This window comes from Burkholderia sp. Tr-20390 (assembly GCF_017104595.1).
GTDB lineage: Bacteria > Pseudomonadota > Gammaproteobacteria > Burkholderiales > Burkholderiaceae > Burkholderia.
The window spans coordinates 34,336-55,962 of the sequence record NZ_JAAGPC010000022.1; the positions used below are offsets into that span (position 1 = coordinate 34,336).

Here is a 21,627-nt window from a genome sequence, read left to right on the forward strand (position 1 = left end):
ATCGTAAGCGGCGCGGCGTCCGCCGGCGCGCACGCAAGGATGGCCCTGAGCAGGAACGGATGATCTTTTTCTGCTCGACCCGGGGCGGGCCGCCGGCAGGCCCGGCAGACCGCCCGAAAACGCGTCACAATGCGCGTTCGACATCCCGATCCACTGGAGGAAGGCCATGAGCGATGCCATTCTCGCGGCGCCGACGGACAACGGCGTCCCGGTCAGCCTGCGCTCGAGCCGCGGGCTCGGCTGGCAGGGCTTCGGCGCGTCGCTGCTGGCCATCCGCGCGGGCACCTACCGGATTCCGGCGGCCGAGCATCACCGGATCGGCGTGCATATCGGGTCGCCCGTTCGCGCGGATTGCGTGTGCGACGGCGAGCGCGTGTCGCGCATCCAGGCGCATGGCGACGTCGACGTGATTCCGGCCGGCCTCCCCGGCCAGTGGACCGACAGCGCCGACTGCCAGATCCTCCATATCGCGCTCAGCGACACCTTCGTGCGGCGAACCGTCGAACAGCTCGAACTGAAGCCGTCGCAGGGGCAGATCCGCCGCCGGCTGCAGGTGCGTGACCCGCGCCTGCAGCACATCGCGTGGGCGATGGCCGCCGAACTCGAAGCGGAAGACGCGTCGGATCCGCTCTATGCGGAAAGCCTGTGCACGGCGCTCGTCGCGCGGCTGGTCGACGGCCAGCCGGCATTCCGCGAGCGCCGCCGCACGCTCGCGCCGAATGCGGCCGCGCGCGTGATCGACTACGTCGAAGCGAACCTCGACCGGCGCATGACGCTGGCCGAACTCGCGGCGCTCGTGTCGATCAGCGTGCCGCATTTCAAGGTGCTGTTCCGCGAAACGCTCGGGATGCCGGTGCACCAGTACGTCGTGCGGCGCCGGGTCGAGCGCGCGAAGGCGTTGCTGCTCGAAGGCCGGCTCAGCATCAGCCAGATCGCGCTCGAAGCCGGGTTCGCGCACCAGAGCCACATGGCGAACTGGATGAATCGCGTGCTGGGCGCGACGCCGACCGAGATTGCGCGGTCGGGGGCGCGGGGCGGGCTGCGGCTCGCGTATGACGGCGAAGGTAGCGGGCGTGGGGCATAGCGGTGCGATGGCCCCACCGGGGATGCGGGGTGTCCCGACAGAATTCATCTCTCTAGACTATGCGGTGATTGCCGGCTAAGAATTACAAGAGATATCAACAGAAATACCAACAGGCAACGGTGCATAGGCCGGACACGTCGAGGGAGCGCCGTGCGTCTCCCCGTGTTGCCGCCAGAAGCAAAAAATTCTGGAGAGTTGGAGACAAGTACGTTCTTTCGCTTGTCAGGCTTATCTGGCAAGGCTTCGACTATCTCCCACCTTATCTCCGGAACATCAAATTTCTTGGAGATAACGTTGGAGATAGCGGTTGGTCGAAAACAATACCGTTCGCTCCGAACTGACCGGCATCTGGAACGCTCCGCGCAAAGAATTTCCCCGGCCCCGCCACCTACCGGCCGCCGCGACAGAGTTGAAAAGGGGAGTCGCAAAGTTGGTTTGCCCCCTCACGGGCGTCGGTTTTCTGTTCGGTGAACCTGTCCTCATGCCGGCTGCCTAGATAGTCGGACTCGAGATTACTCGCCGCGGCGCGAAGTAAGGTTCGAGTTGATCCACGATGCCACGTCAGTGACCGGAATGGCGTGGCGTTGATTGAAGGTCCCACGCTTGTCCCAAGCGACGCCCCGCCCCTGAGCAAAGGCCGCACGATACTTCCGCATCATGTTGTTCGGGTCGTGCGCCAGCTCATCCAGCAAATACTGCTCGCTCCACACCGAACGGCTGAACTGCCGGCCCAGGCCCCCTTCCAGCTTGTCGGCAACGTCCCCATAAGTCACGGTGTCGCCGGCCAGATACACGATCTCGTTCCGGATACGGGGCTGGGCGAACACGATCGCGGCGGTCAGCGCACCGATATCATCGGGCGTTGTCAGCGTCACGGCGGTGTCGAGGCTCCCCAGCGCGTGGACTGCGTTGTTTTGCAGGTCGACGACACCGAATTCCGGCTCGAACAGGTAGCTCATGAACATGCCGGTCGAGATGATGACCCACTCGGTCTCGTGCTGACTGCGCAGAAATTCGCGCACGTCCAGCTGTGCGTCGAAGATGTCCTGCGGACTGCCGCGGCCGATCACGTCGAAATCGACCCCGAACTGCCATGGGAAGTACCGCGGGATGCGTGCCTGCAAGGCAGCCCGCGCCAACTTCATCGGCGTGTCGATTCCGGCTGTAATGCCCGCGCAACCGATTACCGTGTCATATCGCGCGAACAAGGCGGCGAGCTCATCGATGGAACTCTTCACGAAATCGCCAACGACGATCTCGATCCCGAGATCTCGAATCTCCGCGATATCATGCCGCTTGGCGGGTGCACTGGACTCGACGGCGCTCGCGCGTAGCAGTACGCTGATCTTCGCGCCTGCGACGTCCTTCGCTCGACGCGCAAGATTACGTAGCACCGGGAGGCCGAGTTCGCCGGCGCCGAGCACGAGAATGTTTTGAGACGTAGCGTTAGGATCTGTCTGGTTCATCGTCTAGCCTGCTGAGGATTGCGTTGCACGCAGTCTAGCGGTGCATGGACGTGTATGAAAGAAGGTACATGCGTGATACTGGGAGCCAGATAGTTGGATCGAGACGAACTTCTCCGATATTCGCAGACCGTGTGCGACGGCCTGCGAGACGACGATGACGGGCTGCGGCGGGAGGTGCTCGCGCACGCCGGAAGTCGTTGGTCGCTCGGTGTCATCCACACGCTCGGCGTGTACGGCAGGCTGCGCCACGCCGAAATCGGCAGGCGCATGCACGGGGTGACGCAGCGGATGTTGACGCGTACGTTACGACAACTCGAACGTGACGGCCTGGTGCTCCGTCACGATTTCGAAGAGGTGTCCCCTAGAGTCGAATACGAGTTATCCGACACGGGAATGGACCTGCTCGTTCGCATGGTGCCGCTGTGGACCTGGATCGTCGAGAATGCGGACCGCTTCCGCGAAGCGAGGCGGAGTTTCGACAGCCAGCACCGCGACGCGAACTCGTAGCTTGCCGGTTGTTGATTTTCCCTGGCCAGGGAAGGATTGGCGCCTCTGGACGATCTGATGCTGTCTGCTTGGTCTGGTCCAGCTTGACCAGGTGATTTGAGGCCCGGACCACTAAATTGCGGGCGACGTGATCGAATCGCGAACCCGCATGATCGTTTGGCGGCGCGTGCCGTAGCGTTTCGCGAGGCTTGCCACGCTTGCCCCTCCACTCAATTGCCGGCGCACTTCGTCCTGCTGTTGCTTGGTTAGCGCAGCCGGCCGCGCTCGTCAGATCGACACCGCCAAGTGCAAGGCAATGAATCCGAATTCCGCGATCTGCTAGCGCTTCGACCGTTGTGCGCACATCCATCGTGTTCCGGCCAAGTTCTATTTCTGAATTGCGGCGTCTGCCAATGTGTTAATCGCGATCGTTCAGTGGTGCGTCGCGGTATCGCATTTGCTCGGGCAGCACTGAGGCTTCCTATCGATGGTCGGGCCTGAGTGGGAGGGGCGATGAAACATGGCAATGGTTTGCGGGCTTGGCTGGTCTCCCGTCAGATCCCACGGCGATTGTCCAACAGGTTGTTGGACAATCGCCGCGTTCGTTCTCATCTGGAAGCCTCCTTGCCGCCCATCGTTTTGATGGGCTTGCAGAAGCGCAATGCCTTGGACGTGAGCGGTTCATCGATTACGGGTGTGTTGCTGCATGTGATCGGCAGACTATACGACTCAAAACGACGGGCGATGCGTCGGACAACTCGCGTGGCAGTCGCCACCTAGTCCGTCATCCTTTCCTGCTGTATTCATCTCTCCCTGCGCGCCGCTCCCGCCGCCCAACCTGACAATCACTACACTTTCTTCCCCCAAGGAGCGAATCGTGTTCGTGATCTTCGGTGCATCCGGCAACGTCGGCCAGTCGACCGTGACGGCCCTACGCAACGCCGGCCATCCCGTGCGCGCGGTATTGCGCGACGCACGCCATCGTGAACGTTTCGCGCAGCTTGGCTGCGACGTCGTGATCGCCGAGCTGACCGACGCGAACGCGGTCGCATCGGCAATCGACGGCGCGCGGGCCGTGCAGATCCTGTGCCCGGTGCCCGTGGCCGACCCCGATCCGGCCGCGACGATGACGCGGACGATCGACGTCGCGGCTGCCGCGCTCGCCGCCAACCCGCCGCCGGTGCTGCTCGCGCTGTCGGACTACGGTGCGGAGCGCGACGGCAATACGGGCATCACGCGGCTGTTTCATCACTTGGAAGAGCGGCTGAAGGCGATCCCGACGCACGTGACGCTGCTGCGTTCGGCTGAGCATCTGCAGAACTGGACGCGCATCCTGTCGGTCGCGCTCGGCACCGGCGTGCTGCCGAGCTTTCACCATCCGGTCGGCAAGGTGTTCCCGACGGTCTGGGCGCCCGATGTGGGTGTCGTCGCGGCGCGGCTGCTGCTCGATGCGCCGGAAGGCGGCAATGGTCCGCGTATCGTCAGTGTCGAAGGGCCGCGGCGGGTGAGCGTGACGGCGATCGCCGAAACGCTTGGCGCGGCGGCCGGCCGGGCCATCGTCGCGCATGAACTGCCGCGCGAGACGTGGGCCGCGACGCTGCTGCGCGCGGGCCTCAGCGAACGACATGCGCAGTTGATCGTCGATCTCTACGATGTGCACAACGCGGGGCAGATCGACGTCGAGGACGGGGTGTCGGAGCGGCTTTATGGCACGACGACGCTGGCCGATGCGCTCGCGCAACTGGTGCGCCAGCATGCGCGATAGCAGTGGCGGCGACGCGCGTTACCCATCACGCCCGCCGCCGCACCTTGTTCAGTACCGCATACGAAATCGACCCGATCACGATCCCCCAGAACGCGGCGCCGAGCCCGAGCCACGTCATGCCCGACGCGGTCGCGAGGAACGTGATCAGCGACGCCTCGCGGTGGTTCTCGTCCTCGAAGATCCCGTGCACGTTCGCGCCGATCGCACCGATCAGCGCGAGCCCCGCGAGGATCGCGACGAACGCCTTCGGCAGCGCGAAGAACACCGTGACGATCGTGCCCGCGAAGAGCCCGCCGATCAGGTAGATCGCCCCGTTCGCAAGCCCGGCGATGTAGCGCCGGTCCCGGTCTTCGTGCGCGTCCTTGCCGGTGCAGAGCGCGGCCGTGATCGCCGCGACGACGATCGTGATCCCGCCGAAGCACGCGACCACGAGCGACATCACGCTGGTCGCGGTGATGATCGGCCGCGCGGGCGTGTGATAGCCGGACACGCGCAGGATCGTCATGCCCGGCAGGAACTGGCCGGTGAGGCTGACGACGACGAGCGGCAGCGCGAGGCTGAGCGTCGTGCCGAGCGTCCATTCGGGCGCGATGAAGATCGGGTGCGCGAGGCTCGCCGACACGTTGCCGAGATGCGTCATCCCGAGCAGCGTCGCAAGCGCGGCGCCCGTCAGCAGCACGAGCACGATGCTGTAGCGCGGCAGCAGGCGCTTGAAGATCACGTAGGCGGCGATCATCCCGAACGCGAGCGCGGGCTGCTCCGACGCGGCGGCGAACGCATGCGTGCCGAACGGCAGCAGGATGCCGGCCATCATCCCGCACGCGATGCCGCGCGGAATGTGGCGCACGAGCCGGTCGAAATAGCCGGTCACGCCGATCAGCAGGATGATCAGCGCGGCCGTGATGTACGCGCCGACGGCCTGGTTGAGCGTCAGTTGCGGAAACAGGCCGACGAGCAGCGCGGTGCCGGGCGCCGACCACGCGGTGATGACCGGCACCTTCAGCTTCCAGCTCGCGAACAGGCCCGAAATGCCCGCGCCGATCGAGATCGCCCAGACCCACGACGACACCATCGCATTCGACGCATGGGCGGCCTGCGCGGCCTGGAAGAAGATCGCGAGCGGGCCCGCGTAGGAAATCAGTACCGCGAGAAAACCCGCGGTAATCGCGGAAACGGACCAGTCGTTGCCGATCGCGCGGATTGCGCCGGGCGGGGTGTTCGGTTGCATCGTCGTGGGGGCATGCGGCGCGCGGCCGGGAGCAGAGCCGGGGCGAATGATTGTTGGAAGCCCCGGACGAGCCGCCATTCTGGGCATTGCCGACGCAATTGGCAATGCGCGGGCGGGAGCAAGAATGTTGGCGTTTCGTAAGGAATGCGCGGCGGGGCGGACGAATCGTCGGCTCCGCCGCACGTCACGTGCTGATCTGCAGCACCTTGTCGACCACCGCCACCTTCACACCGCTCCCCGTCGACAACGACGCCGTGCCCTGATCGAACGGATGCACGGGCGTATCGGTCGGCGTCCACGCATGGCGCGCGAGCAGTTCGCGATACCCGCCGCGAATCACGAAGCCGCCGCACTTCCGCGCATACGCATCGCGGCGCATCCGGTACGCACGCGGCAGGTCGTACCACGGCAGCTTCGGCAGGTCGTGATGGACGAGGTGATAGTTGTTGTTCAGGTACAGCAGCCGCATCGCGAAGCCGGCTTCATTGATCGCGATGCGCGCCTTCGGATGCGGCGCGGCGCGGTGCTCGTACAGCGAGCGGATCATTGCCATCGACAGCGCGGGCCACGTGACCACGAGCAGGTAATACCACCACGGCACGCCGATCGCCCATTGCAGCCACGCGAGCAGCGCAACCACGCAGGCGATATGCATCGCCCACATCGGCAGATAGCGAAAGTCGCCGCGACGAAACGCGGCGAATGCATCGATGCACATCGCAAAGATGCTCAACGGCGGCCCCGCGATGAAACGTCCGATGAAGGTCTTGCGGGCGACCGTCAGCACGCGGCGCCAGCGCGGCAGCTGCGCCCAGCGTTCGCGCGTGACGTAGTTCGTTTCGGGATCGACGCCCGGCACGGTCAGGTCTTCGTCGCGGTGATGGTCGAGATGCGTGTCGCGATACAGCGTGTACGGATACCAGACCGTCAGCGGCGGATAACCGAGCAGCTTGTTCACGAGGGCGGAGCGTGTCGGGTGGCCGTGCAGCAGCTCGTGCTGTAGCGACAGGTGCCACGCACCGAGCAGGATCAGCGGCAGCGTCGCGGCCGCGAGCGACAGGGTGCCGTCGCGCACGAGCAGCAGCACGGCGAGCCAGCCGCCGTAGATCGCGACGACCAGCAGCCAGGTCGGCCACTCGGTGCGGGCGGTGAAGCGGGTGTCGAGCGCGGCGATCGCACGCGCGTGGTCGACGTCGAAGTATTCGGCCATGGCGTTGAGGCGGATTGAACGGGCAGTGCGGGGAACGAGCGGTTGAACCGGTGCGCTCGGCCCGGGTGCGCAGGTGTCTCGCGGATCACGGTCGGCCTGTCCGTTATCACGTGCGGTAGCGATGCTCGGGCAGGCATCAGGACGGTACCGGGATCGCACCGCGCGGCCAACCAATCGATTCGCATTTGCTTATCGTCGAGCGGCCGATAAGCTTCGGGCGTGCTGCGCGACGATCAGCCCCCGTTTTACAGAGATCGAACCGGGTTCCGTTGTGCGAGCGTCGATGCGTAGAATGCCCGCATGAGCCCCTGGATCGCTGCCCTGCCGATGTACAACGTGACGCCGCGCCACGATGCGCTGTGGCGCGCCCTGCTGCGCGACGCGCTCGATGCGTTCGCGAACGCGGGCGGGCCTGCCGATGTCACGCTTCCCGACGAACCCTTCGCCGACCTGCACGCGCTGTGGCGGCGCGACGATCTGCTGCTGTCGCAGACCTGCGGCTACCCGTACCGGATGCTGGGCTTGCGCGATGTCGTGCGACTGATTGCAACACCCGTGTTCGATGCGGACGGTTGCCACGGCGCACACTACAGCAGCGTGCTGGTCGTATCGGCACGCGCGCATGCGGGCGGCGCGACGACGCTCGCCGCATGCCGGGGGCTGCGGGCCGCATTCAACGGTAGCGATTCGCACAGCGGGATGAACGCGCTCCGGCATGCGGTGGCGCCGCATGCGCGCGACGGACGATTCTTCGGATCGGTTGCAGCGCTCGGCTCGCACCTGAACGTGCTGCGTGCGCTGGCTTCAGCGGAAGCCGATTGCGCGGCGATCGATTGCGTGACGTTAGCGTATGTGCGCGACGCGTTGCCCGAATTGCTGGAGGGCATCCGGATCGTCGGGATGACGGCCTCTGCGCCGGGTTTGCCGCTCATCGCATCGCGCGCGCTGCCGGAGTCGCAGGTCGCTGCGTTGCAGGATGCGCTGGACGTCGCGGTGGCGGCCGATGCGGAACGGGCGCGGGTGCTACGGCTGACGGGATTCGAACGGCTGCTGCCAGCCGATTACGACACGATCGAGCGGTTCGAGCGCGAGGCAGCCGCGCATGGGTATCCGGCGCTGGCGTAGCAAGCAGGCGATGCGGGCGGCTTGACGGGGCGGCGGCCGATTGCCGAAAGCGGGGCGACGGCCGCAGGTTGTCCGGGGCGATGCAAGGTCAGGGACAGATTCAGGTTCGGCTTAGGCGCCACGGCGCGGCGATGCCGCCGCGACGCCTTCACGTTACCGCTTATTCTTCGTCCATCAACCGGACCTTGACCCGCTTGCCCTTGATCTTCCCGGCATTGAGCTTGCGCAGCGCATCGCGCGCCACGCCGCGCTCGAGCGCGACATAGGTCGAGAACTCGGTCACGTTGATCTTGCCGATCTGCTTGCCGTCGAACCCGGCGTCGCCGGTCAGCGCGCCGAGCACATCGCCCGGGCGGATCTTGTCCTTGCGCCCGCCGAGGATCTGCAGCGTTTCCATCGGCGGCGTCAGCACGCCGTCGTCGGCCGGCGTCAGTTCCGCGAGCGGATGCCATTCGACGTCGCGCTTCTGCGCCTGCTCGATCGCACCGACGCGGCCCATCTCGTCCATGCTCGCCAGGCTCAGCGCCCAGCCGTCCTGGTCCGCGCGGCCGGTGCGGCCGATACGGTGCACGTGTACTTCGGGGTCGGGCGTCACGTCGACGTTGATCACCGCCTCGAGCTGCGCGATGTCGAGCCCGCGCGCGGCGACGTCGGTGGCCACCAGCACCGAGCAGCTGCGGTTCGCGAACTGGATCAGCACCTGGTCGCGCTCGCGCTGGTCGAGCTCGCCGTGCAGCGCGAGCGCGTGGAAGCCCTGCGCGTGCAGCACGTCGAGCAGGTCGCGGCACTGCTGCTTCGTGTTGCAGAACGCGATCGTGCTTACCGGCCGGTAGTGGTTCAGCAACTGGCCCACCGCATGCAGCCGCTCGTCTTCCGTTACTTCGTAGAAGCGCTGGCGGATCTTGCTGTCGTCGTGGCGCTCTTCGAGCTTGATTTCCTTCGGGTTGCGCAGGAACTGCTGGCTCAGCTTCGCGATGCCGTCCGGATAGGTCGCGGAGAACAGCAGCGTCTGGCGCGTGGTCGGGCACATCCGCGCGACCTTCGCGATGTCGTCGAAGAAGCCCATGTCGAGCATCCGGTCGGCTTCGTCGAGCACCAGCGTGTTCAGCGCGTCGAGCTTCAGGTTGCCGCGATCGAGGTGATCCATGATGCGGCCCGGCGTGCCGACGACGATATGCGCGCCGTGCTCGAGGCTCTGCGCCTGCGGGCGCATCGGCGTGCCGCCGCACAGCGTCAGCACCTTCACGTTCTCTTCGGCGCGCGCGAGGCGGCGCACTTCCTGCGCGACCTGGTCGGCGAGTTCACGCGTCGGGCACAGGATCATCGCCTGCACGTCGAAGCGGCGCGCGTCGAGGCGCGCCAGCAGCGCGAGCGAGAACGCGGCGGTCTTGCCGCTGCCCGTCTTCGCCTGCGCGATCAGGTCCTGGCCGGCCAGCGCGACCGGCAGGCTCGCGGCCTGGATCGGCGTCATGTCGACATAGCCGAGCTGCGCGAGGTTGGCGAGCGTGGCGGGCGTCAACGACAGCGCGCTGAACGGCGTGGCGGTCGGCTGGGTCATTCCAGGTCTCCGAGGTAGGGGCGGCCTTCCATCTGCTCGTAGACGACCTTGCCTTCGTCGTCCTCGAAGCGTTCGAGGTAGTTGCGCGCGCCGCATAGCGGGCAGCGGAACAGCAGCCCCTGGCCTTCGTCCTTAATGACGACGTCGGACTGCTCCCACGGCGTGCCGCAGCTCTGGTTTCGGCAGGTAAACACGGTCTTTCTCCAGCTGAATTCGGTTGATGGCGCGCCCGGGCGGGCGCGGCAACGGCGGGCGGCGCTCGCGCGGCTTGGGCGCGGGCCGCACCGGGCGTCGCTTGGATTGCGTCGATGCGGATGATGGATCGGGCGGCGACAGGGTCGCGCGTGCCGCAATTCTAGCGGAAGCGGGCGGCCCGCCGGGCGGTTTCGCCCGCGACCCGCCAAGAAAAACGGCCGCCCCGGAGGGCGGCCGTGTCGTGCGGCGCGAGAGTGTCGCGCGGCGCTCGGCGCGTTACAGCGCCATGTCGGTCGCCGCCTTCGCCGGGCGGGCCGGCGCGGTGCCGGTGGCCTGCGACGGCGTGCCGAGGTCGATCTTCGGCGGCGGCGACAGCTGCAGCACGTCGCTGGTGGTCGTCCATTCCTCGACGACCTTCGCCGGGCTGTCGTTCAGCTTCGTGCCGTAGCTCGGCACGATCTGGCGGATCTTCTGCTGCCACTCGGGCGTCGCGACCTTGTCCTTGAACACCTTCTTCATCAGGTTCAGCATGATCGGCGCGGCCGTCGACGCGCCCGGCGATGCGCCGAGCAGGCCCGCGATGCTGCCGTCCTGCGATGCGACGATCTCGGTGCCGAGCTTCAGCACGCCGCCCTTGACCGGGTCGCGCTTGATGATCTGCACGCGCTGGCCGGCTTGCCACAGGCGCCAGTCTTCCTTCTTCGCGTTCGGGAAGTACTCCTTCAGCGCGTTGAAGCGGTCGTCGTCGGACAGCATCAGCTGGCCGGCGAGGTACTGGACCAGCGGGAATTCGTCCACGCCGACGCGCATCATCGGCGCGACGTTGTGCGTGTTGGTGCTCTTGAGCAGGTCGAAGTACGAACCGTTCTTCAGGAACTTGGTCGAGAACGTCGCGAACGGCCCGAACAGGATGATCTTCTTGCCGTCGATGATCCGCGTGTCGAGGTGCGGCACCGACATCGGCGGCGAGCCGACCGACGCCTTGCCGTACGCCTTCGCCAAGTGCTGCTTCACGACTTCGGGGTTGTCCGTCACGAGGAACGAGCCGCCGACCGGGAACGCGCCGTAGTCCTTCGCCTCGGGGATGCCCGATGCCTGCAGCAGGTGCAGCGCACCGCCGCCCGCGCCGATGAACACGAACTTCGCGTCGACCGACTGCGCCGGTTCATCCGAGTGCAGCTTGACCCAGCTCACGTGCCACGTGCCGTCGGCATTGCGCGAGATCTCGCGCACTTCACTCGACAGCGACAGCGTGAAGTTCGGCTGCGTCTTCAGGTAGCCGACGAACTGGCGCGTGATCTCGCCGAAGTTCACGTCGGTGCCGATCGGCGTCCACGTCGCCGCGACCTTCTGGTTGCGGTCGCGGCCTTCCATCATCAGCGGCACCCACTGCTTGATCTGGTCGTAGTCTTCCGAATACTGCATGCCGCGGAACAGCGGGCTCGCCTGCAGCGCTTCGTAGCGCTTCTTCAGGAAGCGGACGTTGTCGTCGCCCCACACGAAGCTCATGTGCGGCGTCGAGTTGATGAACGAATGCGGGTTCTTCAGCACGCCCTGCTTGACCTGCCACGCCCAGAACTGGCGCGAGATCTGGAACGACTCGTTGATCTCGATCGCTTTCGAGATGTCGATCTTGCCGTCCGCCTTCTCCGGCGTGTAGTTCAGTTCGGCGAGCGCCGAGTGGCCGGTGCCGGCGTTGTTCCAGCCGTTCGAGCTTTCCAGCGCGACGCCGTCGAGGCGCTCGACCATCGTCATCGACCAGTCAGGTTGAAGCTCGTGCAGCCAGACGCCGAGCGTCGAGCTCATGATGCCGCCGCCCACCAGCAGGACGTCGACCTTCTTCGTATCGGCGGCATGCGCGGACGATGTCGCGACGCACAGCGCGAGCGCCGACAGTATTACCCGTAACGTTTTGATCACAGCAGATCCCTTTTTCAACTTGAATGCATCGGTTTGCCAAGCCGCCCGGCGCGGGTGTCGATCGCGGTGAAACACGGATCCGGAGATCCGGACACGCGAATCCGGAATTCCGGATCGACGCCGCACGCCGTTGCATTTGCGCACGCGAAGCCGTCGGGAAGGACACCTTCGGATCGGCTGCCTGCGGGCAGGCAAGCGCCTGCGTCACAGTGGCGCACAACGCGCCCGGGCCCTTGCGGCAAGCCTGAGCGGAAGACGCTTCAGGCTGCGTGGAAAGAGGCCGCGCGCGACGCGTTTTGCGGAGGCGGGGTGGCAAGGGGCGCGTAATGTAACCGAACTCGTTTGCTGTGTCACAAACGAAAAAAGCCGTTGTTTTTGTGGGGTTTTTTGTGTGTCCGGGTTTCCGGAATGACGGTCGCGGGAAGCGGGAAAGCTGGGGATAACTGCGCGGGATCGGGGGTGTCGGGCGCGGCGTCGCACCGCGTCCCGATCACGTCATGCCATGTTGCGTCACTTCGCGAAATTGTTCCGGCAGAACTGCTCGTACGCCTGCGCCGAATTCGCGAAGCCCTTCTGCTTCGCGAGTTCCCAGGGGCGCTCGCATTGCTGCGTTTGTTCGCACCACGAATAGCCGGCCGACGGGATGCAGCCGTGCGGATCGCGATCGCTGCCGGGCATCGGCGGCGGGGGCGGCGCGGCAGCCTCGGCCGGCGCCGACGCGGCGGCCGGCTCGGTGGATTGCGCCGCACAGGCGCTCAACGCGAGCGCGCAGGCCATGGCGGCGGCCAGCGAAGCAGACGGAAGAAGACGTTTCATCAGGTAGCGCTCCATGGGATGACGATCGACAACGGATGCCCGGGCACGGGCGCGGAACAGCATGAACGGTCAGTCGCCCGGCACCGGCACGCGCGACGAGAACTTCACTTCGCGCAACGCGAGGCTCGACTGGATCGACGACACCCCGGCCTGCTTGCGCAGCACGTGCTCGACGAATTCCGCGTACGCGTCGAGATCGGCCGCGACGACCTGCAGGATGTAGTCGGCCGCGCCGGTGATCTTGTGGCAGGACGTCACTTCGTCGTGACGCCGCATCACGTCCTCGAAGTGATCGGAATCCTGGCCGGAATGCATGTTGAACGTCACCTGCACGAACGCGAACACGTTCATGCCGAGCGCGCGCCGGTCGAGGTTCGCCTGGTAGCCGGTGATCACGCCTTCGTCCTCGAGCCGCTTGCGGCGGCGCCAGCACGGCGTGACGCTCAACGACAGCTTCTCGCCGAGCGTCGCGTTCGACAGCGCGCCGTCGTCCTGCAGCAGGCGCAGCATGGCGCGGTCGACGCCATCCAGTTCGGCCGAAGCGCGATTTTTGCTCATTTCCGGGAATCCGTAGGCGGTTTTCTCAAAATTGTACGAAACGCGCGGGTCGAAAGCAAAGCTATTGCCGGTTGCCGTCAATAAACTGTTGCCACCCTCACTGCAACGCTCAACCATGCTTACGGTCTACAGCAGCGATCACCAGCTGCATCGCGGCGTCGAACTGAAGGACGGCGCGATCACCGATTCGTTCGAAAACCCCCTTCGCGCCGAAACGGTGCTTGCGCAGGTGCGTGCCGCCGGCCTCGGCGACGTGATCGCGCCGAAGCCGTTCGACCGCGCCCACTACGCGGCCGCGCACAGCGCCCGCTACGTCGACTTCCTCGCCGGCGCATGGGACGAGTGGGCCGCCACGGGCCGCACCTGCCAGGCGCTGCCGCTCGTGTGGCCGGTGCGCGCGATGCCGGCCGCAGCCACCGCGCCCGCGTTCATCGACGGCAAGCTCGGCTTCTACGCGATGGACGCGGGCGTGCCGATCAACGCCGGCACGTGGGATGCCGTGAGCGCGAGCGCGAACTCGGCGCTCACCGGCGCCGACCTGCTGTCGAGCGGCGCGGCGCGCGCGGCGTTCGCGCTGTGCCGCCCGCCCGGCCATCATGCGGGCCGCGAGTACATGGGCGGTTATTGCTACCTGAACAACGCGGCGATCGCGGCGCAGCACTGCGTCGCACAGGGCGCCGCGCGCGTCGCGGTGCTCGACGTCGATTTTCATCACGGCAACGGCACGCAGGACATCTTCTACGACCGCGCGGACGTGCTGTTCGCGTCGATCCACGGCGAGCCGCCGGTGTCGTACCCGTACTTCTCCGGCTACGCGGACGAGCGCGGCATCGGCGCGGGCGAAGGCTTCAACCTGAACCTGCCGCTGCCGAAGGGCACGCTGTGGGACACCTACTCGGCGGCGCTCGACCACGCGGCCGCCGCGATCGCCGCGCATGCGCCCGACGCGCTCGTCGTGTCGCTCGGCGTCGATACCTTCGAGCACGACCCGATCAGCCATTTCCGGCTGCGTTCGCCCGACTACCTGCGCATCGGCGCGGCGCTCGCGCGCCTGGACGTGCCGACGCTGTTCGTGATGGAAGGCGGCTACATGGTCGACGAGATCGGCATCAACGCGGTCAACGTGCTGCTGGGATTCGAAGGGCGCGCGTAACGCGCGGCGCCGCAGCCGTGCCGCCGACGGGGATGCGGCCCGCGGTGCGGGACGCGCTGCATCACTGACCGAAACCGATTCGTCATCCGAACCACAACCCGTCCCACATCGAACGGGGCCCACAAGACTGACCAGGAGACAGACATGCTTCGACATTCCATGACGGCATTCGCGGCAGCGGCGGCGCTCACGTGCGCGCTGTCCGCACACGCGGACGAGATCGTGCGCATCGGCCACGTCGCACCGCTGACCGGCGCGATCGCGCACCTCGGCAAGGACAGCGAGAACGGCGCGCGCCTCGCGGTCGAGGAAATCAATGCGAAGGGCCTGACGATCGGCGGCAAGCAGGTCACGCTGCAACTCGACGCGCAGGACGACGCGGGCGATCCGCGCACCGCGACGCAGGTCGCGCAGCGGCTCGTCGACGACAAGGTCGTCGGCGTCGTCGGCCATCACAACTCGGGCACGTCGATTCCGGCGTCGCGCGTCTATCGCGACGGCGGCGTCGTGCAGATCTCGCAGGCCGCGACCAACCCGACCTACACGCAGCAGGGCTTCAAGACGACCTATCGCGTGGTGGCCACCGACGCGCAGCAGGGGCCGGCGCTCGCGATGTATGCGGCGAAGAACCTGGGCATCAAGACGGTGGCGGTGGTCGACGATTCGACCGCGTACGGCCAGGGCCTCGCGACCGAGTTCGAGAAGGCCGCGAAGGCCGCCGGAATGAAGGTCGTGTCGCGCGATGCGACCAACGACAAGGCGATCGACTTCCGCGCGATCCTCACGAAGATCAAGGGCGCGAATCCGGACGCGATCATGTACGGCGGCATGGACGCGACGGGCGGGCCGCTCGCGAAGCAGGCGCGCCAGCTCGGCATGCGCGCGAAGCTCCTCGCCGGCGACGGCGTGTGCTCGACCGATCTGCCGAAGCTCGCGGGCCCCGCGTCCGACAACGTCGTGTGCTCCGAGGCCGGCATCGCGCTCGAGAAGATGCCGGGCGGCGCGGCGTTCGCGAAGCGCTACGAAGCGCGTTACCACCAGCCGATGCAAGTGTATGCGCCGTTCTCGTACGACGCCGTCTACATCATCGTCGACGCGATGAAGCGCGCGAACTCGACCGATCCGGCGAAGGTGCTGGCCGCGATGCCGGCGACCGACTACAAGGGCGTGATCGGCGAGACGAGCTTCACGCCGCAGGGCGACCTGAAGCACGGCGCGATCTCGGTGTTCACGTACAGGAGCGGCAAGAAGGCGCTGCTCGATATCGTGAAGATGTGATGCGGCAGTGACGTTGCATTGACGTCGCGAAGGCCGCGAAGCAGGCGGTGCTTCGCGGCCTTCGTCGTTTACAGCGCGTGCGTTTGCGCGCGGTCGGCGCGACGCTCCGCGTCATGCACGATGTGCAGCTCGCGCGTGCGGATCGGCAGTGCGCAGTTCGCGTCCGCGAGTGCCTTGCGAGCCTGCCGCGCCAGACGCCAGCGCATGTCCCAGAACTTGTCGGTGTGCGTCCACACGCGAACGTTCGCGATCGCGGTGCTGTCGTCGAAGCGCATCACCATCACGTTCGGCTCCGGATCCTGTAGCACGTCGGGGTCGGCGAGCGCCAGCTTGCGCAGCGCGTCGAGCGCGCGATCGATATCGTCATGCACCGACACTTCCACTTCGAGATCGAGGCGGCGCGTCGGGTTGCGCGTGTAGTTGCGGATCGAGCTGCCCCACAGCGCGCTGTTCGGCACGTATTCGCAGATGCCGTCCGGCTTCGTCAGCCGCGTCATGAAGAGCCCGACCTCATCGACGGTGCCCGCGACGCCCGTGCCGCCGTCGATATAGTCGCCCACCTTGAACGGCCGCAGCAGCAGAAGCATGATGCCAGCCGCGATGTTCTGCATCGTGCCCTGCAGCGCGAGCCCGATCGCGAGGCCGGCCGCGCCGAGCACTGCGACGATGCTCGCGGTTTCGATGCCGAGCTGCGACAGCGCGCCGACGATCGCGACGATGCGGATGCCCCACACGGCGACGTCGCAGAGGATCGGCCGCAGCGTGTCGTCGACGCGCTCCTTGTTCGAGAGCAGACGGTTCAGCCAGTTGCCGATGCGTTTCGACAGCCACCAGCCGGCGACGAGCAGCGCCAGGCCGGCGCACAACTTGAGGGAGAGGGTGGACAGCGCGTTCCACAGGAACGTCCAGCGTTCCGGATGTAGTTGATCGAGAAACATTAACGGGATTCCGGGTTGAAGAAACGATGCGTGACGCGTGGCGTGCCCGCCGTGGTCGGGCAGGCTTGCGCTCACGCGCCGGGCAGCGTTCGACTGTACACGGCACACAATGGTTCGCCCGAACGGGTGGGGTCGAATGCCGCGTGGCCGTGCCGTCAGGCCGCGAAATCGAGGTTTCGTTTTTGTACTAAGCGACTTTTCCATCAAATGAGACTAGTCCTATTCAGCAGCGTCGAGCGCGCCGCTACACTCGTTTTCACGTTGCCGGGTCGCGACGATCGTTCCTCCGCGATACCCGGTTCTTTCCCGATTTTTTACTGACAGACAGCGAGTGACGACGTCATGCGGTTAGACCTGCGTTTCCGTCTCGCACGCGAACAAGGTCAACCCGCACAGCGCGGTGTTCAGGGTTTCCCGATGCGCCGCGCGTTGCTGCGCGGTGTCATCGCGGCGGCCTGTGTGGCCGGCGCACCGGGTGCGGTGGCAGATGCGTCGCACGACGCCGCGCCGTTTTCGCCCGTGACGGCCGACCTTGTCGACGTGCCCTTTTTCAATGCCGCGCGCACGACGTGGGGCGGCTTGCACGCATCGACGGCCGCGCCGCTCGACGTTGCCTACACGTCGCATGCGTCGACCGCGTTAGCCGCGCCGACGGCCGGCGAACGCGACGACCCCGTGGCGCGCTTCGGTGCCTGCGTGGCTTACCGCGTGCTGTGCGACGCGGCGCGCGGGGCAGTCGAACGCGCGTACGCGTCAAGGTTCGATTACGGTCTTGCGTCGGCGTTGCCCGTGACGGGCGAGCCCGCCGCGTTCGAACGGCGTCCCGTCGATCTTGCCGCCGCCGAGCCGTTCATGTTCGAGCAAGCCGAGCACGGCGCGCGGGCCGGCGCGATCGTCGGCAGCCTGCACGCGTCGCTGGCGCGCGCCGATCTGCCGGCCGGCATTGCCGCGCAGGTCACCCGCCTGCTCGTCGGTCGCATCGACCTGAAGCAGCACGGCGCGCTTGGCGATACGTTCCGCGTCGCCTACGAACCGGACAGTGAGGCCAAACTGCCGGGCGGCGTGCGCGTGACGGCGCTCGAGCTTCGCTTGCACGGCCAGCACGTCGCGGCCGTGTGGTTTGCGCCCGATGCCGGCTCGCCGGGCGCCTATTACGACCTCGACGGCATGCCCCTCGCCGGCGCGCGGTTTGCGATGCCCGTCAGCGCAAACCGGATCAGCTCGCATTTCGGTACGCGCGTGCATCCGGTCACCGGCGCACGTCACGTGCATTCCGGCGTCGATCTCGCGGCGCCGGCCGGGCGTGCGGTTCACGCGTCGGAGCGCGGCGTCGTCTCGTTCATCGGCAGCGAGCCGCGCGGCTACGGCAAGTACGTGGTGATTCGTCATGACGGCGGTTATGCGTCGTACTACGCGCACCTGTCGGCATTCGAGCCGACGCTGCGAACCGGCATGCGGGTTGCGCGCGGCCAGCGTGTCGGCGCGGTCGGCAGCACGGGTACGGCCACGGGGCCGCATCTGCACTTCGAAGTCCGCAGGCATGCCCGTCTCGTCGACCCGGTCGCGCTGGTGCAGGCGGGCAAGGCAGCGAAGCTGAAGGGCGAACGGCGTGTTGCGTTCAATCGCGTGGTAGTCGATGCACGCACGCGCCTGGCTTCGGCTGGGTGGTCGCAGCCGGTGGCGATGTCGGAGCCTGCCGGATCGCGCGCGGGTTGACGGTTGGCGCGGTGCCGCCGGCCGTGGCGAGCCACGCCGCGGCCGATCAAGGCAAACCGCTTACGCAGCCGGCTCGACAGGCAACCAGATTTCCAGCACGCCGGCGCCCGTCACCGGATCGTAGTCCGCGCTGTAGCGCTCGAACTCGGGCGCGTCGACCGCCTTGAATCCTGACGTCGGCAGCCAGCCGTTCCAGATGCTGTAGAACGTCTGGTGCAGCGTGGAGATATGCCCGACGTGTTCGAAGACCGCATACCGCTGCGGTTCGAGTTCGATCCAGCGAAAGGGCGTGGGCAACCGGTCGCGGCTCGTCACTTCCACGCCCGCGATGTATTCGAAGCTGCCATCCGCATCGGGGTTGCAGCACACGCCGTAGGTCACGTCGTCGACCTGGCCGGGAAGGGTACCGATGTATGGGATGAACGCTTGCCACAGCGCCGGAATGCCTTCGTTGGTTTCGAAGGTGTAGCGGTCGCTCATGCCGGCGATCAGCCGCTTGCCGGTGGTTTCGAAGCGTGACGGTACAACGTCGATGATCTTCAGTTCTTTCATGCGAAGCGGCTCCACTAGTGACAACCCGTCAAGGGTGCGCCGTGCCCGCACGTCTTCGGGCGTGATGCCGAAGCATTCGCGGAAGGCGCGCGTGAACGCCTCATGGGAGCCATAGCCGGCATCGAGCGCCACCTGCAGGATGTCCGGCGCGCCTTGCGCCAGCGTGCGTGCCGCACGCGTCAGCCGCCTCGCCCGCACATAGCGCATCACCGGCCAGCCTGTGTTCATCGAGAACAGGCGCGAGAAGCCGAAGCGCGACATGTCGCAATTGGCGGAAATCCTGTCGAGCGTCAGTTCGCGGTCCAGTTTGGTTTCGATAAACCAGAGTGCTTGTCCTACCGGATTCATGGCTTTCCAATGAGCGTGTCGGGCGGACTATATGGTATCGGCGGCGGGGGCGTTTGATCGTTCTTGCAGGGGGGGGCGGGGCGCGGGCGGGCAGGGGCGTCCACGCGGATCGCCACGCCGGGCGGCGTGGCGATGAGGGGTTGCAGCGTGACACCGCTCAGCCCAGCGGCCAGTTCAGGAACACGATGCCGTCGTTGTAGTCGTCGTCGGCGCCGTCTTCCGAGCCGACGATCCCGAAGTACGACTTCTTGAAGAGGTCGACCTGCCGCGAGCCGAGCCGCGACGGCTTGCCGTTCGCCATCACGATCACGCGCACACGCCCCTTGCCGGAGTCGAGCACCTTGGTGCCGAGGTTCTGGTCCTGCACGCCGGCGCCCTTGAACGTGGCGGCCGGTTTCGGGTTGTCGTCGATGTAGATGTCGATCGTCTGGTCGTTCGCGGCATTCGTGAGCGCGGTGACGCCGAACTTGATGTTCGGCGGCAGATTGAACGTGCCGTCGCGCTCGCCGCTGCCACCGATCGTGCCGCTACCCGAGCCGCCCGCGCCGCCCGGGTTGCCGCCCGCGCCGGTTTCGCCGCTTCCGCTGCCTGACGACGATTGCGCGGCGGTATCGCCGATCGCGGACAGGCTCGCGTACGAATCGATATGCATCGCGCTGCCGCGCACGCTTTTCCACTGACCCTTCACGAACGTGACGCCGGTGCCGACGTCGATCGTCGCGACGAGCGTGAACGGCATGCGCCCGGTGGCTTCGGGCACTTTCGACGAATAGGTGAAGCAGCCGTCCGCGACGACGCCCTTGTTGGTCGCGATCGCGAAATAGATGCCGGGGAAGTTGTTGCCGGTCGCGTACGGCGTCGGCACGTTGAGGATGACCTGCAGTTTCCCGTCTCGAATCTCTGCCTTGGCGATGTCGATGTACAGGCCCGGGATGTCGACGTAGGTTTCCGAGGTCGCCACGGGTGCGCTGACGATCGAAGCCGAAAGGAGGGGCATGGATGTCTCCGTTGGTAGGGCGGGTTTCGATGCAAAAAGGGGGCGGTGCCGCTGAAGGCGGCGCGCAACCGCCGGCCGGCCCGGAGACGGCCGGCGGGGGGGGGCGCGTCAGGTGCGTCGTCAGACGCGGGTCAGGTCAGCCGATCGGCCACTGGAGCACGACGATGCCGTCGTTGTAGTCGCTGTCGTGGCCGTCTTCCGACACGACGATCCCGAAGTTGACCGTGTACGGCGAGCCGTCGGATTTCTTGCCGTTGATCGGCGCGAGGCGCGCGTCGGTGGCCGACGGCTTGCCGTTCACCGACACTTCGAAGCGGATCTTGCCGTTGCCGGAATTCAACGTCGCTTCACGCGTGCCGTCGCGCGTCGTCAGCTTGTGATACGCGGCGGGTTCCTTGCTGTCGCCGATAAACAGCTTGATGTGCTGCTGCTCGGCGGCATTCGCGAAGAAAATCGCGCGGAAATCGGTATTCGGCGGAATCGAAAACTCGCCGGCGCGATTGGATGACGTTTGAGAATCGGCCATGCTTTCCTCCTGAGGAATGATGGATAAGGCTTCCAGCTGTGTCGCGCAAACGTTTGCTGTTTGAAATGCGACGTACCGAGCATGCCGAAAAATAAATAAAAAAATAATCGCCGGGGAATGGCCATTGTTCAGCAAACCGAAAATGGCGGTTAATCGATTTAATGAACTGCGTTTAATCGAAGGTATTTCGATATATTCGAGAAACTATATCGACGGGCGTATCGATTTCCTGAACGATGCGCGGTTGCGCGGGCGGGGCGGGATGGGGGGAGGCGGGGGCAATCGGGCTTCGGCGCGGACGCTCGGCGTTCGCATATGGCAGCGTTGGTTTCAACATCAGCATCTCTGTCGTGGCCGCGCCCACCGGCCACCACCGAACGCCCACACCGAAACCCGATTGTTTGCAACAGGAGGGGGTGCGGCAACCGGCGAAGTACGTAGACCAACTCACTCCGAACGTGAACAGGGGCCTCACCGGCGCCGCACCCATGAAGCATATCGACGGGGCGGCGCGCCGCCTATCGGACAGGACTGATTCTGGGCGATGAAATTCCGCGCCATGTGCGCCCAGCCCGTTGACAGGCCCCATCCCCCTGTGATTTGATTTCGGCCATGCAAGCCGCCCAGCCCCTCTTCTCGCTACGACTACTAGCCCGTTTCTCCGGGCTGGGTCTGCGGCTGCGCGCTTTCCATCTGCTTCGTTCCTGA

19 protein-coding genes and 1 pseudogene are annotated in these 21,627 nt (G+C 66.1%); 7 read left to right on the forward strand and 13 right to left on the reverse strand.

The genetic code is table 11. From position 1 onward, the window contains the following. Positions 1–166 precede the first annotated feature (166 nt). Positions 167–1,084 (forward strand): AraC family transcriptional regulator, encoded by a 918-nt coding sequence (locus tag G3N98_RS08900; RefSeq protein WP_206147961.1) that lies wholly within the window; start codon positions 167–169, stop codon positions 1,082–1,084. Positions 1,085–1,596: 512 nt separating this feature from the next. Here the strand turns inward: G3N98_RS08900 and G3N98_RS08905 are convergent. Continuing rightward, a complete protein-coding gene (locus tag G3N98_RS08905) occupies positions 1,597–2,550 on the reverse strand; it encodes an aromatic alcohol reductase (RefSeq protein ID WP_206147962.1) in 954 nt (317 codons plus the stop codon). 93 nt (positions 2,551–2,643) lie between these two features. Between G3N98_RS08905 and G3N98_RS08910 the strand changes: the two genes are divergently transcribed. Beyond that, a complete protein-coding gene (locus G3N98_RS08910; RefSeq protein ID WP_089473914.1) occupies positions 2,644–3,057 on the forward strand; it encodes a helix-turn-helix domain-containing protein in 414 nt (137 codons plus the stop codon). A 111-nt stretch (positions 3,058–3,168) separates the two neighbouring features. Here the strand turns inward: G3N98_RS08910 and G3N98_RS08915 are convergent. Beyond that, positions 3,169–3,421, reverse strand: a pseudogene (locus G3N98_RS08915) (recombinase family protein); the annotation flags it as partial. Positions 3,422–3,913: 492 nt separating this feature from the next. On the opposite strand from G3N98_RS08915, the gene G3N98_RS08920 reads away from it, so the two are divergent. After that, on the forward strand, positions 3,914–4,801 hold the full coding sequence (locus G3N98_RS08920; RefSeq protein ID WP_206147963.1) for an NAD(P)H-binding protein: 888 nt from the start codon (positions 3,914–3,916) through the stop codon (positions 4,799–4,801). A 25-nt stretch (positions 4,802–4,826) separates the two neighbouring features. Here the strand turns inward: G3N98_RS08920 and G3N98_RS08925 are convergent, their stop codons facing one another. After that, on the reverse strand, positions 4,827–6,029 hold the full coding sequence (locus G3N98_RS08925; protein WP_206147964.1) for a benzoate/H(+) symporter BenE family transporter: 1,203 nt from the start codon (positions 6,027–6,029) through the stop codon (positions 4,827–4,829). Positions 6,030–6,213: 184 nt separating this feature from the next. Continuing rightward, positions 6,214–7,239 carry a fatty acid desaturase gene (locus G3N98_RS08930; protein ID WP_206147965.1) on the reverse strand — a complete coding sequence of 342 codons (1,026 nt, stop codon included), beginning with the start codon at positions 7,237–7,239 and terminating at the stop codon, positions 6,214–6,216. A 300-nt stretch (positions 7,240–7,539) separates the two neighbouring features. Here G3N98_RS08930 and G3N98_RS08935 point away from each other — a divergent pair, with 300 nt between their 5' ends. Continuing rightward, on the forward strand, positions 7,540–8,364 hold the full coding sequence (locus G3N98_RS08935; protein ID WP_206147966.1) for a PhnD/SsuA/transferrin family substrate-binding protein: 825 nt from the start codon (positions 7,540–7,542) through the stop codon (positions 8,362–8,364). A 160-nt stretch (positions 8,365–8,524) separates the two neighbouring features. Here G3N98_RS08935 and dbpA read toward each other — a convergent pair whose 3' ends face one another. The 5 genes from dbpA to G3N98_RS08960 all read right to left on the reverse strand — a co-directional run bounded on the left by dbpA (position 8,525) and on the right by G3N98_RS08960 (position 13,411). After that, a complete protein-coding gene (gene dbpA, locus G3N98_RS08940; RefSeq protein WP_206147967.1) occupies positions 8,525–9,922 on the reverse strand; it encodes an ATP-dependent RNA helicase DbpA in 1,398 nt (465 codons plus the stop codon). Further along, on the reverse strand, positions 9,919–10,116 hold the full coding sequence (locus tag G3N98_RS08945; RefSeq protein WP_011356541.1) for a hypothetical protein: 198 nt from the start codon (positions 10,114–10,116) through the stop codon (positions 9,919–9,921). The genes dbpA and G3N98_RS08945 overlap by 4 nt, the downstream gene beginning before the upstream one ends. 277 nt (positions 10,117–10,393) lie before the next feature. After that, positions 10,394–12,055 (reverse strand): malate dehydrogenase (quinone), encoded by a 1,662-nt coding sequence (gene mqo / locus G3N98_RS08950; RefSeq protein WP_206147968.1) that lies wholly within the window; start codon positions 12,053–12,055, stop codon positions 10,394–10,396. A 492-nt stretch (positions 12,056–12,547) separates the two neighbouring features. Further along, positions 12,548–12,853, reverse strand: coding sequence for a hypothetical protein (locus G3N98_RS08955; protein ID WP_206147969.1), 306 nt, complete (start codon positions 12,851–12,853; stop codon positions 12,548–12,550). 69 nt (positions 12,854–12,922) lie between these two features. After that, on the reverse strand, positions 12,923–13,411 hold the full coding sequence (locus G3N98_RS08960) for an Lrp/AsnC family transcriptional regulator (protein WP_089428572.1): 489 nt from the start codon (positions 13,409–13,411) through the stop codon (positions 12,923–12,925). A 115-nt stretch (positions 13,412–13,526) separates the two neighbouring features. Between G3N98_RS08960 and G3N98_RS08965 the strand changes: the two genes are divergently transcribed. Together G3N98_RS08965 and G3N98_RS08970 are read left to right on the forward strand one after the other, a co-directional pair. Continuing rightward, complete coding sequence (locus G3N98_RS08965; protein WP_206147970.1) at positions 13,527–14,564, forward strand: histone deacetylase family protein; 1,038 nt, start codon at positions 13,527–13,529, stop codon at positions 14,562–14,564. Between the two features lie 144 nt (positions 14,565–14,708). Next, positions 14,709–15,842, forward strand: a complete 1,134-nt coding sequence (locus tag G3N98_RS08970) for a branched-chain amino acid ABC transporter substrate-binding protein (RefSeq protein ID WP_206147971.1) — start codon at positions 14,709–14,711, stop codon at positions 15,840–15,842. A 68-nt stretch (positions 15,843–15,910) separates the two neighbouring features. Here the strand turns inward: G3N98_RS08970 and G3N98_RS08975 are convergent, their stop codons facing one another. Continuing rightward, positions 15,911–16,780: a mechanosensitive ion channel family protein gene (locus G3N98_RS08975; protein ID WP_206147972.1), complete on the reverse strand. Its 870-nt coding sequence runs from the start codon at positions 16,778–16,780 to the stop codon at positions 15,911–15,913. A gap of 342 nt (positions 16,781–17,122) precedes the next feature. Here G3N98_RS08975 and G3N98_RS08980 point away from each other — a divergent pair, with 342 nt between their 5' ends. After that, positions 17,123–18,496 (forward strand): M23 family metallopeptidase, encoded by a 1,374-nt coding sequence (locus G3N98_RS08980; protein ID WP_206147973.1) that lies wholly within the window; start codon positions 17,123–17,125, stop codon positions 18,494–18,496. Positions 18,497–18,556: 60 nt separating this feature from the next. On the opposite strand, the gene G3N98_RS08985 is transcribed toward G3N98_RS08980, so the two are convergent. From G3N98_RS08985 to G3N98_RS08995, 3 genes are all read right to left on the reverse strand, one after another. Continuing rightward, complete coding sequence (locus G3N98_RS08985) at positions 18,557–19,396, reverse strand: AraC family transcriptional regulator (protein WP_206147974.1); 840 nt, start codon at positions 19,394–19,396, stop codon at positions 18,557–18,559. 157 nt (positions 19,397–19,553) lie between these two features. Beyond that, on the reverse strand, positions 19,554–20,393 hold the full coding sequence (locus G3N98_RS08990) for a fucose-binding lectin II (protein ID WP_206147975.1): 840 nt from the start codon (positions 20,391–20,393) through the stop codon (positions 19,554–19,556). 136 nt (positions 20,394–20,529) lie between these two features. Further along, positions 20,530–20,919, reverse strand: coding sequence for a fucose-binding lectin II (locus G3N98_RS08995; RefSeq protein ID WP_043178912.1), 390 nt, complete (start codon positions 20,917–20,919; stop codon positions 20,530–20,532). Between the last annotated feature and the right edge of the window lie 708 nt (positions 20,920–21,627).

Bases quoted from the DNA above. Each gene is read 5' to 3' on its own strand.
- G3N98_RS08900 (WP_206147961.1), top strand. From the start codon at position 167: ATGAGCGATGCCATTCTCGCGGCGCCGACGGACAACGGCGTCCCGGTC.
- G3N98_RS08905 (WP_206147962.1), bottom strand. From the start codon at position 2,550: ATGAACCAGACAGATCCTAACGCTACGTCTCAAAACATTCTCGTGCTC.
- G3N98_RS08925 (WP_206147964.1), bottom strand. From the start codon at position 6,029: ATGCAACCGAACACCCCGCCCGGCGCAATCCGCGCGATCGGCAACGAC.
- G3N98_RS08930 (WP_206147965.1), bottom strand. From the start codon at position 7,239: ATGGCCGAATACTTCGACGTCGACCACGCGCGTGCGATCGCCGCGCTC.
- G3N98_RS08935 (WP_206147966.1), top strand. From the start codon at position 7,540: ATGAGCCCCTGGATCGCTGCCCTGCCGATGTACAACGTGACGCCGCGC.
- dbpA (WP_206147967.1), bottom strand. From the start codon at position 9,922: ATGACCCAGCCGACCGCCACGCCGTTCAGCGCGCTGTCGTTGACGCCC.
- G3N98_RS08955 (WP_206147969.1), bottom strand. From the start codon at position 12,853: ATGAAACGTCTTCTTCCGTCTGCTTCGCTGGCCGCCGCCATGGCCTGC.
- G3N98_RS08960 (WP_089428572.1), bottom strand. From the start codon at position 13,411: ATGAGCAAAAATCGCGCTTCGGCCGAACTGGATGGCGTCGACCGCGCC.
- G3N98_RS08965 (WP_206147970.1), top strand. From the start codon at position 13,527: ATGCTTACGGTCTACAGCAGCGATCACCAGCTGCATCGCGGCGTCGAA.
- G3N98_RS08970 (WP_206147971.1), top strand. From the start codon at position 14,709: ATGCTTCGACATTCCATGACGGCATTCGCGGCAGCGGCGGCGCTCACG.
- G3N98_RS08975 (WP_206147972.1), bottom strand. From the start codon at position 16,780: ATGTTTCTCGATCAACTACATCCGGAACGCTGGACGTTCCTGTGGAAC.
- G3N98_RS08980 (WP_206147973.1), top strand. From the start codon at position 17,123: ATGCGGTTAGACCTGCGTTTCCGTCTCGCACGCGAACAAGGTCAACCC.
- G3N98_RS08985 (WP_206147974.1), bottom strand. From the start codon at position 19,396: ATGAATCCGGTAGGACAAGCACTCTGGTTTATCGAAACCAAACTGGAC.
- G3N98_RS08990 (WP_206147975.1), bottom strand. From the start codon at position 20,393: ATGCCCCTCCTTTCGGCTTCGATCGTCAGCGCACCCGTGGCGACCTCG.
- G3N98_RS08995 (WP_043178912.1), bottom strand. From the start codon at position 20,919: ATGGCCGATTCTCAAACGTCATCCAATCGCGCCGGCGAGTTTTCGATT.